The organism is Paraburkholderia humisilvae (genome assembly GCF_902859855.1).
GTDB classification, from domain to species: domain Bacteria; phylum Pseudomonadota; class Gammaproteobacteria; order Burkholderiales; family Burkholderiaceae; genus Paraburkholderia; species Paraburkholderia humisilvae.
On the sequence record NZ_CADIKH010000019.1, the window covers coordinates 77,165 to 93,488 of the forward strand.

14 protein-coding genes are annotated in these 16,324 nt (G+C 62.1%); 8 read left to right on the top strand and 6 right to left on the bottom strand.

Going from position 1 to position 16,324, the window contains the following annotated elements; translation table 11 throughout:
* Position 1 precedes the first annotated feature (1 nt).
* Both HV796_RS20810 and HV796_RS20815 read right to left on the bottom strand, forming a co-directional pair.
* Entirely contained in the window at positions 2-310 is a 309-nt protein-coding gene (locus HV796_RS20810; RefSeq protein WP_175228397.1) for a non-heme iron oxygenase ferredoxin subunit, read from the bottom strand.
* A gap of 32 nt (positions 311-342) precedes the next feature.
* Positions 343-1,416, bottom strand: a complete 1,074-nt coding sequence (locus HV796_RS20815) for a fatty acid desaturase family protein (protein WP_175228398.1) — start codon at positions 1,414-1,416, stop codon at positions 343-345.
* Positions 1,417-1,582: 166 nt separating this feature from the next.
* Between HV796_RS20815 and HV796_RS20820 the strand changes: the two genes are divergently transcribed.
* The 8 genes from HV796_RS20820 (at position 1,583) to HV796_RS20855 (ending at position 9,607) form a co-directional block, all read left to right on the top strand.
* On the top strand, positions 1,583-2,644 hold the full coding sequence (locus HV796_RS20820) for a LacI family DNA-binding transcriptional regulator (RefSeq protein ID WP_175228399.1): 1,062 nt from the start codon (positions 1,583-1,585) through the stop codon (positions 2,642-2,644).
* A gap of 271 nt (positions 2,645-2,915) precedes the next feature.
* Positions 2,916-3,386: a FecR family protein gene (locus tag HV796_RS20825; protein ID WP_175228400.1), complete on the top strand. Its 471-nt coding sequence runs from the start codon at positions 2,916-2,918 to the stop codon at positions 3,384-3,386.
* Complete coding sequence (locus HV796_RS20830) at positions 3,383-4,000, top strand: OmpA family protein (protein ID WP_175228401.1); 618 nt, start codon at positions 3,383-3,385, stop codon at positions 3,998-4,000. The genes HV796_RS20825 and HV796_RS20830 overlap by 4 nt, the downstream gene beginning before the upstream one ends.
* Before the next feature lie 123 nt (positions 4,001-4,123).
* Positions 4,124-5,587, top strand: coding sequence for a CHASE2 domain-containing protein (locus HV796_RS20835; RefSeq protein ID WP_246355956.1), 1,464 nt, complete (start codon positions 4,124-4,126; stop codon positions 5,585-5,587).
* Between the two features lie 98 nt (positions 5,588-5,685).
* Positions 5,686-6,108, top strand: coding sequence for a DUF1801 domain-containing protein (locus tag HV796_RS20840; protein WP_175228403.1), 423 nt, complete (start codon positions 5,686-5,688; stop codon positions 6,106-6,108).
* 185 nt (positions 6,109-6,293) lie between these two features.
* The gene (locus HV796_RS20845) at positions 6,294-7,664 is read left to right on the top strand and encodes an MFS transporter (RefSeq protein WP_175228404.1); all 1,371 of its coding nucleotides are present in this window, start codon (positions 6,294-6,296) and stop codon (positions 7,662-7,664) included.
* 51 nt (positions 7,665-7,715) lie between these two features.
* Complete coding sequence (locus HV796_RS20850; RefSeq protein WP_175228405.1) at positions 7,716-8,900, top strand: amidohydrolase family protein; 1,185 nt, start codon at positions 7,716-7,718, stop codon at positions 8,898-8,900.
* A 50-nt stretch (positions 8,901-8,950) separates the two neighbouring features.
* The gene (locus HV796_RS20855) at positions 8,951-9,607 is read left to right on the top strand and encodes an O-methyltransferase (RefSeq protein ID WP_175228406.1); all 657 of its coding nucleotides are present in this window, start codon (positions 8,951-8,953) and stop codon (positions 9,605-9,607) included.
* 68 nt (positions 9,608-9,675) lie between these two features.
* Here HV796_RS20855 and HV796_RS20860 read toward each other — a convergent pair whose 3' ends face one another.
* From HV796_RS20860 to HV796_RS20875, 4 genes are all read right to left on the bottom strand, one after another.
* Positions 9,676-10,806, bottom strand: coding sequence for a phosphatidylinositol-specific phospholipase C1-like protein (locus HV796_RS20860; RefSeq protein WP_175228407.1), 1,131 nt, complete (start codon positions 10,804-10,806; stop codon positions 9,676-9,678).
* Between the two features lie 93 nt (positions 10,807-10,899).
* Positions 10,900-13,197, bottom strand: a complete 2,298-nt coding sequence (locus HV796_RS20865) for a GH92 family glycosyl hydrolase (protein WP_217477959.1) — start codon at positions 13,195-13,197, stop codon at positions 10,900-10,902.
* An 11-nt stretch (positions 13,198-13,208) separates the two neighbouring features.
* Positions 13,209-15,452, bottom strand: a complete 2,244-nt coding sequence (locus HV796_RS20870; protein ID WP_175228408.1) for a TonB-dependent receptor — start codon at positions 15,450-15,452, stop codon at positions 13,209-13,211.
* A 97-nt stretch (positions 15,453-15,549) separates the two neighbouring features.
* Entirely contained in the window at positions 15,550-16,308 is a 759-nt protein-coding gene (locus HV796_RS20875) for a TonB family protein (RefSeq protein WP_175228409.1), read from the bottom strand.
* Between the last annotated feature and the right edge of the window lie 16 nt (positions 16,309-16,324).

Sequence of the window (16,324 nt, forward strand, 5' to 3'; positions counted from 1 at the left end):
TTCAAACCTCAATCAGAATACGTCCGCCTTCGACCTTGGCCGGATAGGTCTTCAGCTTCTCACACACCGGCGCGCACAGCGGTCGACCATCGCGGACGTCGAAACGGCCGTTGTGCTTCGGACATTCGATGACGTGCCCCATCACCAACCCATCGCTCAGCTGCACGTGTTCGTGAGTGCAGAGTCCGTCGCTTGCGTACACGTTGTCTTCGACGCGATAGATCGCGTAGGTGTGTCCGCCGTGATCGAACCGCATAACGTCTTCATCTTCGATCTCATCGAACGCCGCTGCGTCGAGCCACTGCGTCATGTTTGTCTCCCGGGTTTTATCCTTGAATGGAATCAGGCGCGTGCCGCTGTTTCAGGTATAGGCCGTGCGACGGAATAGGAAGGGTCGCGGGTTTGCCGCACGAGCGCCGGAATGATCTCCGCGTATGCGGCAAGTGTGCTGCGATAGGGCGGCGGCATGTCGGCTTTCACAACCTCGTGCAATTGCGGCAACGCGTGGAACGGCACCATCGGGAACATATGATGTTCGACATGGTAGTTCATGTTCCAGTACAGAAAGCGGAACACCGGATTCATGCGTACGGTACGGCAGTTGCGCCGATGGTCGAGCACGTTCTCGGGCATGCCGGCATGCTGCGTCAGACCGAAGTACAGATAGAGCCATCCGCCGTACAGGCTCGGCAACCCGATATACAGCAGCGGCAGCATAGTACGGAAATACAGGCACGTGGCAATGGCCACCGTATAGATGGACAACGTGATGCGGGCCTCGCGAATCACCTTCGGCCATTCGGACTCGGGAACGAATGTCTTCTCCTCATCGCCGACGCGGCCGAATGCGGACGAAATCATCTTTGGCAATTCGTGCGCGACATGCTTGATGGCAAAGACACTGAGCGCGAGTCCCAACCAGTCGGTGGGCTTTTGCGCGGCGATCTCCGGATCGCGCCCGACGATCAGCGTATCCGTGTGGTGCCGGGCATGACTGTAGCGCCAGACCGTTGCCCGCCGGAATATCTGGAACGATGCGATCTGATAGAGCACGTCGTTCATCCAGCGTGTCCTGAATGCGGTGCCATGCCCGCATTCATGCCAGCGTGAATCGGCTGGGCTGCAGTACAGCGTGCCGTACAGGCAGAACGCGGGAATCGCCCACAGCGAATGCGCGCGCCACGCAAACCACGCAGCGATGCCGCTCGCAATGATCGCCGCATACCAGATCAGCGTATCGCGAATCGCACGCGCGTCGCTGCGCTGCATCAATTGCTTCATCACGGGGCGCGGCACCGGCGATTTATACCAGGTGGCGTTGACGAGGCCCGCGGCACGCGCGTGTTCGCCTGCGCCGCCGATCAGCCGGTATCCGTCGCGCGGCGCCGCGCGGGAAGGCGTCTGCGTATGGGCCACCTGTGTCTCCTCGATCTGGTTTGAGCCGTACACCGTCCAGTGCGATGTGCGTGTGTGATCAACATAATTGACGGCCGCGGTTCGCTCAACTTGAAGATTGACGAAATTTCGTCAATCTTCTAGCGTAGGAAAGCACGTCGCCCGGAGCGACGGCGAAGGAGACCACGTGCCCGTCGAAACACCGCCGCGATGGCGCAAGCGCACTGCGCGTTTCGTTGAGATTGCCGAACTGGCCGGAGTGAGCACGGCCACCGTCGATCGGGTCCTCAATGAGAGGGGCAGCGTGTCGGCGAAAACACGCGAGCGTGTCGTCGCGGCCGCACGCGAGCTTTCACTACCGCGACTGTTGCCGGACACGCAACACGGGTTGATTCATATCGACGTATTGCTGCCTGACAGCGACGCGCCGTTTTTCCGGCGCTTGCGCGACGCGGTGCAACGCGCAATGCAGATGCTTGACAGGCGTGTCGTTGTGCATCGCACCCTGATGTCCTCCGCGGACGAAGCGCGTTTGCCGCAGATGCTGGCCGAATCCGGCTACCGGCGCGCAGCGCTGATCGTCACGACGCACGACACGCCGCAGGTGCGCGCCGCGCTCGCGGCGGCGATCGCGCGTGGCGAACCGGTTGTGACGATGGTCACCGACGTCGGCGGCGTCGAACGGCTGCATTACGCAGGCATCGACAACCTGCGTGCCGGCCGCACGGCCGGCTACTTTATCGGCCGGCTCGCGCATCGGCCGGGCAGGGTGCTGCTGCTGCCGGCCCGGCTCGATTACCGGGCCCACGTCGACCGCATCGACGGCTGTCGCGCGCTACTGGCGGAGCGCTTTGCCCACCTGAACGGCGAAATCGATGCGGACCAGACTTTCGACCAGGACGATCGCAGCTTCCATGCGGTCAGCGCGGCGCTGAAGCGCGGCGGTCTGGTCGGCATCTACAACACCGGATACGGTTCGGCGGGCATCGCCGCCGCGCTGCGCAAGTTCGACGCAGCGGGCAACGTGATATGGGTCGGCCACGAGATGCTCGATCAGCATCGTGCGTATATCGACGCGGGCGTCATGGATATCGTGATTGACCAGGACCCCGATGGGCAGGTGATCTCGGCGCTGCAGCATGTGCTCCACGCGTGCGGCGTAGTGGACGAAGTACCGCACGCGGCGCCTGTCGAGTTTCGGGTGTTCTGTTCTGCGAATGTCAGAGAGACCGGGTATCTGGGCGGATAGCCATCATAAAACCAATTGGACTTTGGCCTTGTATCGCGTCAGTCTTAGGTGGAACGCGTAGACTTGTCGCTTCAGTCAGATCATATTGGGCAGCGGCGGATTCAAGCAAAACCTCTGCCAAAGATATGCGCGACCGCGGCGCGAAATGCGCGCTAGCGCACAGAGCGATCAGACGAGGGACCCTATTCTCAGCACGATCGCCGGAATGCCGCGTTCGACTTGAAGCACAACGCGCAGTACATCGTTTCACTCGCCATCACGGTGGTCGCCTATGCGTCGCAGCCAAGCCATCCGGTACGCGTTGATTCTCTCGTGCGTTTGTGTGCCTGCCGTCGACGCGTGCGCCGCCGACGTCATCGGCTTTGTCAAAACGGTCAAAGGCACGGCGCACATCGAACGCGGCGGGCAAAATCTGAATGTGGCCGTCGGCAGCGAAGTGTATAGCGGCGATCGCATCGTGACCGGTCCCGACTCCTACGTCGGCATCACGCTGCACGACAATACGCTGCTTTCCGAGGGCGCCGGCTCCACGCTCGAGCTCAACAACTTCGCATTCAACACGACCACCTATGAAGGTTCGCTCGATGCAACCATCAGGCGTGGGTCGCTCGCGGTCGTCGACGGCAAGATCGCAAAGGCCAATCCGAATGCGGTGCGTTACAGTACACCAACTACCACGCTCGGCGTGCGCGGCACGGAGTTCATCATCGAAGTCGGCGGCGATGCGGAGAATGCACGGTGAAGGCCGGGTTCGGGCGGCTTCGGCTCATACCGGAAGCGTTATTCGCCGTACTGGTTTTACTATCCGCATGCAGCACACCGCGCGACAAGGTCACGCTGTTGCCGAATCAGGACGGCACGGTCGGATCGGTTGTGGTGAAAAGCGCGACCCAGACGCAAGTGCTCGACAAGGCTTACTCGAGCGTGGACGTCGCGCAGGGCGGCGCGATCGAGAAAACCATGGACAGTCCGGCCGCGGTGCAGGCGCACTATGGTCCGCTGCTCGCCGCACAGCCTCCGCGTCCCGTCACGTTCACGATCAACTTCCTGTTCGATTCCGCGACTGAACTGGCGCCGGAATCGGCCGCCACCGTTGCAAAGCTAAAGGCTACGCTGGCGAACTGGCCGGCGCCCCACCTGACGGTAGTCGGGCATACCGACATGGCCGGCGCAATGGACTTCAACGACAAACTGTCGATGCGGCGCGCGCAGACTGTCGCGGCGTTTCTGGTCAAGTCGGGCATTCCTGCGCAACAGATCGAGACCGCGGCCCGTGGCAAGCGCGAGCCGCTTGTGCGCACGCCAGACGGTGTACCCAATCAGGCGAACCGACGCGTCGTGATTACCATTCAATGAATCGGGCCATCCGCTTTTCGCGCGTCGGATCGGCATTGATCTGCGCGGGCAGACATGAAACGCTATCGCGATTCCCTGATTACCTTTCTGAAGAAATTGCCAAGGGCGTACAAGGGGCGTCCGATGGCATTCGCCATTCTGTGCGGCCTGAGTCTGCTCAACCTGTGTAGTGAATGGCCGCATGAACTGCCGCGTCCGGCTTTTCTGGACACCTATGACCGGCTGTTTCCGGACTCCTTCGGAACGCCGAGACAACTGCTGTTCGATCACTTCCAGCGCTGGTTTCCACGCACGCCGACCGCCCAGCCTGTGACCATCGTCGCGATCGACGACAGGACATTGGGCGCGGTCGGGCAGTGGCCGTGGCCGCGCAATCGGCTCGCGAGCCTGATCGATGCCATTGCCGCGCAGAAGCCGGCCGCCATCGGCCTCGATATCTATATGCCGGAGGTGGATCAAACTTCGCCCGACAAGGTCGCCGACAATCTGCCTCCGACGGCGGCGTCGCTCGCGGCCGGCTTGCGTGCGCTGCCGAGTCACGAGGCGATCCTCGCTCGATCGTTGCATGCGACGCGCGCTGTGCTGGGCGCAGTCGCATTCGATCATGCGACGGCCAATACCCGTACCGATCTGCGAAGTGCGCCGATACTCGTGCATGGCGCCGACGGTGCCGATCCGCTCGATAGCGTTCTGCGATTCAACTATGTGCTCGCAAGCCTGCCGGAATTGCAGGCTGCGGCGCAGGGGCAAGCATTGCTGAACGTCGCACTCGAACAGGGCACGGTGCGGCGTATTCCGCTGATCATGGGTTTGGGTAACAAGCTCGTTCCGGGTATGGCGCTTGAAATGCTGCGTGTCGCGACCCGTTCGCCGGTGGTCGAAGTGTTTGCCAGTCCGGCCGGCGTGCTGGCGGTGGGCGTCGCGGACGTGCAGGTGCCCACGCAGCCGAATGGCGAAATATGGCTGCACTTCGCGTCTATCCGGTCGACCCAGAGCCGCTACGTGTCCGCACGCGATGTCCTGCAGGGCAAAGTCGACCCGGACCGCATCCGCAACAAGCTGGTACTGGTCGGCCTGACCGGGACCGGTCTCACCGATGTCCGCGCGACCCCGCTGGGCGAACAGGTGCCGGGTATCGAAATCCAGGCTCAGGTCATCGAGACGATTTTTGAAGGACACTTCCTGCAACGCCCGGCGTGGCTGAAGTGGGGCGAAACCATATTTATCATGACGTTTGGGATGCTGATTATCTGGTACTTGCCACGCACCGATTCGCCTCTCGCGACATTTATCCGGTCCTTTTCGAAGGCTTCGGCGATTCTCGGCATCATCCTGAACCTGTTGTCGCTGCTGAGTTGTGTTTTGCTATTCAAATATGGTGGCTTGCTCGTCGACGCCGCTTCCATCTTCATCATCGGGTCGGCGGTGATGGGATCTTTCTTTTCAACGGCGCTGCTCGACGACGATGCGAAAAGACGGCAACAGGCGGCACGCACGCAAATGCCGGATGGCGAGCAGAGCGACGCCGGAAAGTCGGTTGACGGCGCGTTGGCGCGCTGGAAACGGATACATCGAAGTTCGAAATAAATCGTTTGACCTGTGTAAGCGCCAACGAGAGGCGTTTTCCGCCATGGATTCGACATATCATTCAGCACCGTCGACCCGAACGCGAGGCGTGAAGACTCATGGACCCATCGGAACAGATTGACCAGTTGATCGCCGGCATCACCGATTGGCGCGGTAAAACTTTCGCTGGTATTCGCAAGAGCATTCTCGCGGCCGATCCGAACATCATCGAAGAATGGAAGTGGATGGGAAGCCCAGTGTGGTCGCGCGACGGGATGATCGCGGTCGCCAATGCCCACAAAGGGAAAGTGAAACTAACCTTTGCGCACGGCGCGCATCTTCCGGATCCCGAACGGCTCTTCAACGCGGGCCTCGAAGGCAATGCAAGGCGGGCCATCGATTTCTTCGAAGGCGATGCGATCAATGAGCGCGCGCTGAAGAACCTGGTGCGTGCCGCTATCGACTACAACCACACCCGGCTAAAGAAGAACGCACCGCTGGCCGATGCCCGATCGAAATCGCATAAAAGCAGAACGGCATAAAGCTATAGCGCCTTCCTGGTAATTGTCCTGGTCAACCGTCCTTGGAATTCTGCTTCCTGCGAATTACAGTTGAACGACCCACATCGCCGATGACGAATCGGCACCTCGTGTCTTGCCCGATTGCCTGCTTCCTTTTTCAGGGGGCATATTGTATGTCTGACTCTAACCATATTTAGGGGACGTCAATGGCTGCCACGCAATCAGGGGCGATGCCCCTTTCCGAAGCCGAAGCCAAAATCCAGCTACGCCGCGCGGTGATCGCGAGCACGATCGGCACCACGATCGAATGGTACGACTTCTTTCTCTATAGCACGGTGACCGGCCTCGTCTTCGCGAAGCTGTATTTTCCGCAGTCCGATCCGCTGGTCGGCACACTTCAGGCGTTTTTGATCTACGCGGTCGGTTTTCTGGCAAGGCCGGTTGGCGCGGCGATTTTCGGTCACTATGGCGACCGCATCGGCCGCAAGGCCACCTTGATCGTCACCTTGCTGCTGATGGGGCTTGCGACATTCGCAGTGGCCTTCGTGCCCACCTACGCATCGATCGGTGTCTGGGGCGCGATTATCCTGACGGTGCTGCGCTTTATCCAGGGCGTAGGCGTCGGTGGCGAATGGGGCGGCTCGGTGTTGATGTCGATGGAATGGGCGCGCACGGACTCGCATCGTGGGTTCGTCGCATCGTGGCCGCAGTTCGGCGTGCCGGCGGGGCTGTTTCTCGCGAATCTGGTTGTGCTGGCCACCAGCGAAGTCTCGGGGAGCAGCTTTCTCACGTGGGGCTGGCGCATTCCGTTTGTCGTCAGCATCGTGCTCGTCGCGATCGGCCTTTATATTCGCTTGCATATTCTCGAGACGCCGATTTTCGCGAAGCTCCTTGCCGAGCAAAAGATCGAAAAGACGCCGACGCTCGAGGTGATACGCCGCCAGCCGAAAGACATTCTGCTTTCCGCGTTTGCCCGTATGGCTGAACAGGCGCCGTTCTATATCTACACGGCCTTCGTGTTCACCTATGGCGTGACGACGCTCGGTGCATCGCGCGATCTCCTGCTGACGGCGGTACTGGTCGCATCGCTGATCGAGTTCGTCACGATACCGTTCTTCGGCCATCTGTCCGACGTGATCGGGCGGCGCAAGATGTACATCATCGGCTCTGTTTGCGTCGGCCTGTTCGGCTTTATTTACTTTGGTCTGCTCGATACGAGAAATCCGGTCTGGATTTTCATCGCCATTGTGCTATCGCTGGTGCCGCACGCGATGATGTACGGTCCGCAAGCCGCTTTTATCGCCGAGTCGTTCACGGGGCGGTTGCGTTACAGCGGTGCGTCGCTCGGCTACCAGCTGGCTTCGATCATTGCAGGCGGTCCCGCACCGCTGATCGCGACCGCGCTGTTCGCTTACTATCATTCGGGCTATGCGATCGCGTTGTATGTTTTCGTGTGCGCGGTGATTAGCGTGGTCGCGGCGTCGATGCTGGGTGACTATACGAATAAGGACATTTCGCGGGAATACGACGAGGCGCATGCGATCGGCGACCACGGACACGCGCCTCCGGTCAGATGACCGCGGCAGGGCGCCGGCCGCGGCGCGCCGGCGCGGCGGCCTGATACGCATATGGCTTGCTTACTGATTCGCGACGTGCGCACGAGCGAAGGGGTGCGGCTCGACATCCTTGTCGAAGACGGTCGAATCGCACGGTCGGCCGCGGTCATCGACGCGCAAGACGGCTGGCTCGTCGAGCACGGTGCGGGCGCGCTCGTGCTGCCTGGACTGGTCGAAGGCCACACGCATCTGGACAAGACCCACTGGGGTAGGCAGTGGTATCGCAACGAAGTCGCGTCCAGCCTGAATGATCGAATCGAAAACGAGCGCCGCTGGCGGGCCACCAGCGGTCATGACGCTGGAGAGCAATCGCTCGCGTTGGCGCGCGCTTTCCTCGCTGCGGGCACGACACGCTTGCGTACGCACGTCGATGTCGACACCGACGCCGGCCTGCGGCATCTGCACCGCGTGCTGGCGACGCGTGAGACATTGCGCGGGCAGATGGATATCCAGATTGTCGCGTTTCCGCAATCGGGCGTGCTCAGACGCCCGGGCACCGATGCGCTGCTGGCTGACGCGTTGCGCGCCGGAGCCGATCTGCTAGGCGGACTCGACCCATGCGCGATCGACGGCGATGCGGTCGAGGCGCTTGATCTGCTGTTTGGGCTGGCCGACCGGCACGGCGTTGGCCTCGACATTCACCTGCACGAGCGCTCGACAATGGGCGCGTATTCGCTCGACCTGATTCTTCAGCGTACCGCCGCGTTAGGGATGCAACGGAAGGTCGCGATCAGTCACGCGTTTTGCCTCGGCGACATCGGCAGTCGTGAACGCGATGCGTTGCTCGCACGTATGGCTGAACTGCGCGTGGCGGTGGTGACGACCGCGCCGGCATCGGTCGCGGTCCCGTCTATTGCCGCGTGCCGTGCAGCGGGCGTGACCGTCGTTGGCGGTAATGATGGGATTCGCGACACGTGGACACCGTACGGTTCGCCCGACATGCTCGAACGCGCGATGTTGATCGGCATGCGTCACGACTTCCGGCGTGACGACGATCTCGAGATCGCGCTCGATTGCGTCACGCATAGTGCCGCGCGCGGTTGCGGCTTCGCGGATTACGGATTGCTTTCCGGTGATCGGGCGGATGTCGTGCTCGTGGATGCGCAGACGCCCGCGGAAGCGGTGGTTGCGCGACCCGTGCGCAAGCTCATCGTGTCGGCGGGGCGTATCGTGGCGCGCGACGGGATGCTGGTCTGAAGGCGGCGGCATAATGCGTATTCCGCCACTTCTCATAGGCCGTCAAGATCATGACTGAATGGTCCGCCGTAGACGAATACATTGAGAGCCGCCTCGTGCCACCCGATCCGGTGCTCGATCATGCGCTCGCCGCGAATGCCGCAGCCGGGCTGCCGGCCTATGACGTCGCGCCGAATCAGGGAAAACTGCTTTATCTGTTCGCTCGCATGATCGGCGCGCGGCGTGTGCTTGAAATCGGCACGCTGGGCGGTTACAGCACCATCTGGCTTGCTCGTGCGCTTCCCGAAGGCGGCAAGGTCGTCACGCTGGAAGCGAATGCCGTTCATGCGCGTGTCGCGCAATCGAACATCGATCACGCGGGCCTTACTCATGCGGTCGATCTGCGAATTGGCCCGGCGCTTGAAAGTCTGCCCGCGCTCACCGCTCAGGCGCCATTCGATCTGATCTTCATCGACGCGGACAAGCCTAACAACCCGTCCTATCTGGAATGGGCGCTGAAGCTGTCGAGACCCGGAACGGTGATTATCGGAGACAACGTGGTGCGCGCCGGCGAGGTCGTGAACGCGGCTAGCGCGGACCCCAACGTGCAGGGCGTTCGCCGCTTCTTCGACATGATTGCGCACGAACCGCGTCTCACCGCGACCGCGTTGCAAACGGTCGGCGTCAAAGGGTGGGACGGCTTTGCGATTGCAGTCGTCGATGCGTGATTTCGCGCATCGCGTGGCCCGGATCCGACCGTAGCGCCGCGATCCGGGCGATGGTCGTCAGGCGCAGGTCAATGTGAGCCGATTTGCGCATCCCGACAATCAGCAGGCGCGTTGACACGATCACACCGTGCTGCTAACCCGTGAGGCAACTCAACCTTGAACCCGGTTTTCGCCGGTTCGGCCGCGGGATAGTCCGTGCTGATAATCTGCGCGCCACTGTCGAGCGCGCGGTCCCGCCGCGTCGTGTCATTGCGCATGGCTTCGACCGTGCCATCGTCGGTTCTCGTCCGGATCAGGTAGCCGTCGCGCACCAGTTCTTCGATGTGTGCGACGTCGGGCTCATTGACCTCGATAAACGCCGCATCCGGCGCACCGGGCGTCGAATTGGTGAACAGCACACGTCCCGCAAGCGATGGATGACCATCGCGATAAATCGCCGCCATTTTCGGCGGGTCGAGCAGGAACACCACCTTGCCGCGCGCCTGCTTGAGGGTTGGCCAGCCGCCATGCGTGACGGCTTCATTCAGTGTCGCATGGGTACTCCGAACATCGTCCGGTGTCACGATTTCATTACGTTTGAACACAGAGAGAATGGCGTGGTCGAGCGCGTCGAAGGTTGCGCGATCGAACGGCTCCGGCATCACGGTAGGCAGTGGCCATTGGGTCTTGAGCGGCTTTTGCTTGGGCTCGATCAGAATAAACAGCGGCACATGCCGCGGGTTGGCGAGAGACCATGTCCGGATCTCGCGCAGACACGCGGTGAACGGCTGGCACACGCTGCGGTAGTCGACATCCTGGATGTGCATCACCTTGAAGCCGGGTTTGCGCATCAGGTGTTGCGGATCGAACGGCGGATCGGCGGGCAGCCCCGCGGCCTTCACCATTCGCGGACCGGCCGGGTCCGCATAGAGGCCGCCGCCCTGATCGCTGAATACGTCGAGCTCGACTTGCCTGACGCCGCCTGATAACTGGGCAGTCAGCGAAGGGTGCCGATAGTTCAGTAGCGGCAGCAGTTCGGGATGGTTCGTTTCCCATACCTTCGTGTCGCCCGGTGCGATGCCGACGTGATAACTGTTGTGTGTGCCGATCACCTGAATCTGGTTCATGTGCACGGTGCTATCTTCGGTTTGCGCCTGGCAGAGCATGGACACAAGCGTTAGCCCGCTTAGCATCAGGCGTTTGGAAAACGGCAATTTCATAAAACTTCCTATACGGAACGAGCGAACCTCGACGAGGCAAAAGGAAGGACTGAGCCCGGCCGAATACTCAATCCTTGCCAGAAAAATCGCACTTCAATGAGTGGCTGCCGCCGCGCTGCAAAGCGGCGACACCGGATCGGACAGCGATGGCGGCGGCACGCGCGTGCCCCAACCGGTCGGGGTCGGTCCCATCGTCAATTCAAGTGTTCCGCCGTTGGCGATCTGCGCATGGCGGAACCACGCGTTATCGAGCGGTTCGCCGTTGAGCGTCGCCGACTGGATGTAGCGATTCAAACGCTCGCGATCCCAATTCCTTGCGACGATCCGGAACACCTTGCCCGACGGCATGTCGATCTGCGCTTCGGGAAAGCTGGGCGTGCCGATCAGATAGACATCCTGACCCGCATTCGGATAGATGCCGAGCATCTGGAAGATGAGCCACGACGACATCGCACCGGAGTCGTCGTTGCCGGGCAAGCCGGCACGTGAATCGTTGAACTGTCGGTCGAGTTGATCGACGATGCGGTCCGCCGTTTTGTCCGGGCGGCCCGCCCACAGATAAAGCATCGGCAGCAGGAAGCCGGGCTCGTTCGACATGTCGAAGTGCTTGCGGTCGAAGAGGGTATCGAGCCGGTGAATAAAGGCCCCGTTGCCGCCCGACAGACGGATCAGCCCGCGCACATCTTGCGGCGCGTAGAGCGAGTAGGTCCAGATATCGCCTTCATACTCGAAGTTCGGCCAGGTGCCGCGTATCGTCAGGTCGGGCGGCGCCCAACTGCCGTCCGGATTGCGCGGACGGATGAAACCGGTCACGCCGCCGGTGGCGAGGCTGCTGTCCCACAGGTTAGCCCAGTTGCCCGCGCGCGCCGCGTAGCGCTGGGCGGCGGCGCCGTCGCCCAGGCCGCATGCGAGTTCCGCGATGGCGAAATCGTCGTATGCGTACTCGACCGTGCGCGATCCCGACCGCTCGTCGGCGAGGGTCACGTAGCCCTTGCTGTTGTAGTCGGCGAGACCGCCGCGGCCTTGCATGCGCGGGTCCGGCGGCGGCACTTGCGCATCCTTTTGCATCGCGGCGAACGCGGTGCGGTAGTCGATGCCGGTCATGCCCTTCATGTACGCGTCGGCCACCACGACGTCCGCGTTGCTGCCGCCCTGCGTGCGTCCGCTCGTATTGCCGCTGCGCGCGTCGGGCATATAGCCTTCATGCCGGTAGATGTCGATCAGCGAGCGGATCGTATCGCGCTGGCGGTCGGGCGCGATCAGCGTGAGCAGCGGCCCCTGCGAGCGAAACGTGTCCCAGATCGCGTAGTAGTCGTCGTAGTACGGCTCTTTCGACTTCCATAGCGGATTCTCGCCGGTGCGATCCGACGGCAGCAGCAGCGCGTGATACATCGCCGTATAGAACTCGCGCCGTTGCGCATCGGTCGCACCGCGAATGCGAATCGGCGCCAGCACGTCGTTCCACGCTGTGGTTGCCGCATCGCGCACGGTCTCGAAGTTCCAGCCGGGCGCTTCAGTGGTTACATTGCGGCGCGCTTGCGCCTCGCTGACGAATGAGATGCCCACCTTGATCTGAATGACCTGGCCCGCGGTGGTCGTGTAGTCGAGTGATGCGCCGAGCGGCGCGTCGCTGGCGACCGACGCACGCGTTGCCGTCGATATCGAAGCGTCCGACCAGGTGTGCGCCTGCCTCGCCGGTGTGTCGGCCACGAGATAGAAGTACACGCGATATTCGCCGCCTTCGTTCCATCCGCCTTGATAGCGGCCGACGCCGGTCACTTCATGGTCGGACAGAACGGTGACGTTGCCGCCGACAAACTGCTGCGATTCGGCGCCATTGCCGTGATTGAGCAAATGCGCGATGTCGACGGTGACATGCGCGTCTGCGCTGCTCGGGAACGTATAGCGATGAAAGCCGACGCGGCGTGTGGCGGTCAGCTCGGCGAGCGTGTCGTAGCGGGTGAGCCGTACGCGGTAATAGCTGGGGCGCGCCGCTTCGTCCGCGCGTGCGGATTTGATGTCGCCGGGCGCGAGCGGCCCGGTGACGGGCGCGACAAGAATATTGCCGTACTTGCCGGAGCCGCCGCTCAGATGCAGGTGGCTGAATCCTTCGATCAGACCGGTGCTCGCATAGCCGCCGGCCGCGGGCCGCCCATCGACGCTCTCGACGTCGGGACCGAGCCTTACCATGCCGAACGGCAGCGTTGCGCCGAGAAATACCTTGCCGCCCGAATCGACGCCGAGGAACGGATAGACCGCGCTGGCGTTTTCTGTTTCGGGTTGCGTCTGCGCGGCGCTTGCCCCGGGGAGGCACGCGGCATACAGCATCGCCGCAGCGGCGCAGCCGGCCGCCTTTGTCCGGACAGATCGGAATAGTGACATTTTGTTCATCGCGGATGGCCTCAGAAGTACACCGTCGCCTGCAGCGTGAAGTTGCGTACGGGCAGGAAATAGAAAGTCGGATCGACGGCCGCGCCATTGCCCTCGGTCGCCGTACGCCGGTTGAACAGGTTGTCGACGAGCAGTTGCACTTTCAGGCGCTTCTTGTAGCGGAAGCCGAGCACGACGTCGGTGTACCAGTACGCGGGCAGATTCACGTTCGAGTTGTTCGGGTCCTCGCCCGAACCGGTGAAGCGCGTGCCGACATACTTCGTCAGCACCGATCCGAAGAACGGTCCCCGGTCGTAAAGCACACCGAACAGCGCGGTCGTGCTCGGCGCGTTGGCGATCGTCAGTCCCGTTTGCTTGGACTTCGCGCTGTTCAGGCTGCCATTGACCGTCACCGCGAAGCCATGCGGGAGCTGGTAGGTCGCTTCGGCTTCGAGGCCCTTGTAGATCACGCCGCCCTGGTTGAAGAACACCGGCTGGTTCGTCACGCCATCGACGGTTTCAAGCATGCTGTTGATTTCGTTCGCGAAGTCGATGTAGTAGCCGTCGAAGTCCGCTGCCAGCGTGTCGCTCTTGTAGACCACGCCCGCTTGATAGTTCAGCGTCTTTTGCGGATCAAGCGGCTGCTGTTGCGGCGCGAGGCTTTGCAGCACGCTGACAGGCGGCGCCTGGAAACCCATCGCCCACTGTGCGTATACCGATAACGGCGGCGTAATCCGGTAGTTGGCGGTGACCGAGCCGAGGTCCGCGCTATACGACGCACTATTGTTCAACGCGATGAAGTTTTGCAGGCCGTCGAAGCTGCGGTTGAAGTTGATGTGCTTGTAGCCTGGCGTGATGGTCAGCCCGGGCAGCGGCCTCCACACGAACTCGACGAAGGTCTGCGCGGTATTGGTGACCGCGAGGTTGCTGTTGACGAGCGAACCTTTGCCGGGGTTCGTCAGGAATTCGACCGGCGTATTGGTCCGCAAGTCGACGTCCTGCTGGAACTGGTTGATGCGCGCATGCTCGAGCCAGGTGCCCGCGCGAATCGTCGTCGACGTCAAGCCGTGGCCGACATCCCCTTCGATCTTGAAGATGTCCCCCCACGAACGGTATTGGCTTAACGATTGCGTGCCGGGCACGCCGCCGTCGGCGAGGTTCTTCGAATTCGGCGTGCGCAGCGTCGTGTCCAGACCGCCAAGACCTTCGTCGGAAAGCGCGTACGTGTATAACTTGTTGTCGATCCGCACGACACCCAGATCGCTTTGCACGCCGATGTATTCGAAATCCGCGCGGCGGTGATCGGTGTTGTAGCCCGCGAACGCTTGCGACGTCGGATCGCTGTTCAGGTTGCCGAAGCTTTTTCCGAACTGGTTGGCCGTTTCAGTCGTGATCTGCGAAAACGTGTTCCAGATGACGTCGCTGACGCTCGAAAACAGCGTCACCACCGTGTTGTCGCCGATCGGCTGGTCGATCTTGAACGCCCAGTTATTGCGGCGGAATCCGGCGTTCTCGAGGAGGCCGTTGCTGCGGGTATGGTCGAAATTGAGCTGCGCGGTCGTGCCGCCCGTCTGTGAAATCACGCCGGAATTGAGCACACCGCCTTCTTCCCACGATGCGCCGGTGCCGATCGCGCTGAACAGATAACCGCCTGGCGTTTGTGCCGGCGTAGCCGAGAACAGCGAGACCGTGCCGCCGAAAGTCGCATTGCCGACCGTGCTCGCGGTGCCCGGCCCGCGGTCGATCACCACGTGATCGAGCACGGCGGCCGGAAAGAACGACACCGTCGCGTGCCCAAATGCGCTCGGGTCGCCGAATGGGATGCCGTCCCACGTCACGTTGTACTGCCCGTCCTGGAAGCCGCGGATCGTACCGCTCTTGCTGGAATAACCGGCGCCGTTCGGCGTTGCGTTGACCACCGAAGGCGCGTATTGCGCAATCGCGAGATAGTCGGAGTTCGGTTGCGCGATGTTCCTGATCATGCGTGAATTCAGCACGGTTTGCGGCTGAATCGAGTCGAGCGAGGCCTGGGTCGGCGCGATGGCGGGAGCGGTCTTCGCCTGCGCGTTGGGCGCGTTCGGGTCGTTGTTTTCGGTGTCGGCCGCACCCTTCGCACCGACCTGGCCTAGATCGACGGGTTGACCCGATGGATTGGATGGGGCATTCGAATTCGTTGGGGCATTCGTATCCGACGGGGCATTCGACGAAGCTGGCTTGTCCTGTGCATGCGCGTTAAGTGCGAATGCCAGAAGCGCGAGCGAAGCTTTGAAGCGCATGACGACTCCTTGCCGATCAGCAATAGGGAAAGGGGTGCCGCTGTCGAGCGGCGAAATGGAAAGCGGGCGAACCGCCGGGCGACGAACGTCGCGCGGGTCAGGAAGACGGCGCGAAGGTCACGACGATCTCGAGGTTGAGCAGATGACCCTTGAGCTCCGGCGGAGGCACAGGGAAGGACGCATCGTTCAGTGCGGCAAGTGCGGCATCGTCGAGCATTTTCTGCCCCGCCGATTGCACAACATGCGGGTTCGATATCGCGCCGTCCTGATACATGAAGCCGAGCCGGACGTGTCCGCTAAGCCGCATGATTCGCGCGGCGCTCGGATAGCGGACAGCGGCCTGCACCGCATCGCGCAGGCGCGCCTGGAAGATGGCCGACGGTTTGGCATCCGAACGGGTGGCCTGCGGCTGCTGAGCTTGCGGCTGCGCTGCGTCGACAGGCGGCGCGGGCGTGTCGTGCGCGTGCTCCGTTTGCGCGGGCTCGGTCGGCGCTGTCGACGCAGCGGGTGCTTTCGGCAGGTCAGGCGTGGGCTGGACCGGATTCGGGTTGCGCTTCGTGACCGTCGGCTGCTTGAGCGGATGAACCGGCTGCGGTTTCACAGGCACCGGCGGTTTGGGCGGGGCCATCTGCGCGGGCGCTGCCGGTGGCACCGGCGCCGGTGCTGGGGACGGTGCGGCAAGCGTGACCTTGATCGGCTCGGGCGGCTTCGGCTGCGGTTGGGTCGTGTGATGTGTGAACCAACCTGCTACCGCAGTGAGCATCAGCACTTCAATGACGAACGAGACGACAAGCGCTTCGACGACGACGGTCCGCGGCGGCTTTGCCGCTTGCGGCTGTTGCAGGGTAGTGCTCATTTCAGCATTCCAGTAT

What these genes read in the sequence shown, in the direction of transcription:
- HV796_RS20810 (WP_175228397.1), bottom strand. Translation starts at nt 310, where the DNA reads ATGACGCAGTGGCTCGACGCAGCGGCGTTCGATGAGATCGAAGATGAA.
- HV796_RS20825 (WP_175228400.1), top strand. Translation starts at nt 2,916, where the DNA reads ATGCGTCGCAGCCAAGCCATCCGGTACGCGTTGATTCTCTCGTGCGTT.
- HV796_RS20835 (WP_246355956.1), top strand. Translation starts at nt 4,124, where the DNA reads ATGGCATTCGCCATTCTGTGCGGCCTGAGTCTGCTCAACCTGTGTAGT.
- HV796_RS20840 (WP_175228403.1), top strand. Translation starts at nt 5,686, where the DNA reads ATGGACCCATCGGAACAGATTGACCAGTTGATCGCCGGCATCACCGAT.
- HV796_RS20845 (WP_175228404.1), top strand. Translation starts at nt 6,294, where the DNA reads ATGGCTGCCACGCAATCAGGGGCGATGCCCCTTTCCGAAGCCGAAGCC.
- HV796_RS20850 (WP_175228405.1), top strand. Translation starts at nt 7,716, where the DNA reads ATGGCTTGCTTACTGATTCGCGACGTGCGCACGAGCGAAGGGGTGCGG.
- HV796_RS20855 (WP_175228406.1), top strand. Translation starts at nt 8,951, where the DNA reads ATGACTGAATGGTCCGCCGTAGACGAATACATTGAGAGCCGCCTCGTG.
- HV796_RS20860 (WP_175228407.1), bottom strand. Translation starts at nt 10,806, where the DNA reads ATGAAATTGCCGTTTTCCAAACGCCTGATGCTAAGCGGGCTAACGCTT.
- HV796_RS20865 (WP_217477959.1), bottom strand. Translation starts at nt 13,197, where the DNA reads ATGAACAAAATGTCACTATTCCGATCTGTCCGGACAAAGGCGGCCGGC.
- HV796_RS20870 (WP_175228408.1), bottom strand. Translation starts at nt 15,452, where the DNA reads ATGCGCTTCAAAGCTTCGCTCGCGCTTCTGGCATTCGCACTTAACGCG.
- HV796_RS20875 (WP_175228409.1), bottom strand. Translation starts at nt 16,308, where the DNA reads ATGAGCACTACCCTGCAACAGCCGCAAGCGGCAAAGCCGCCGCGGACC.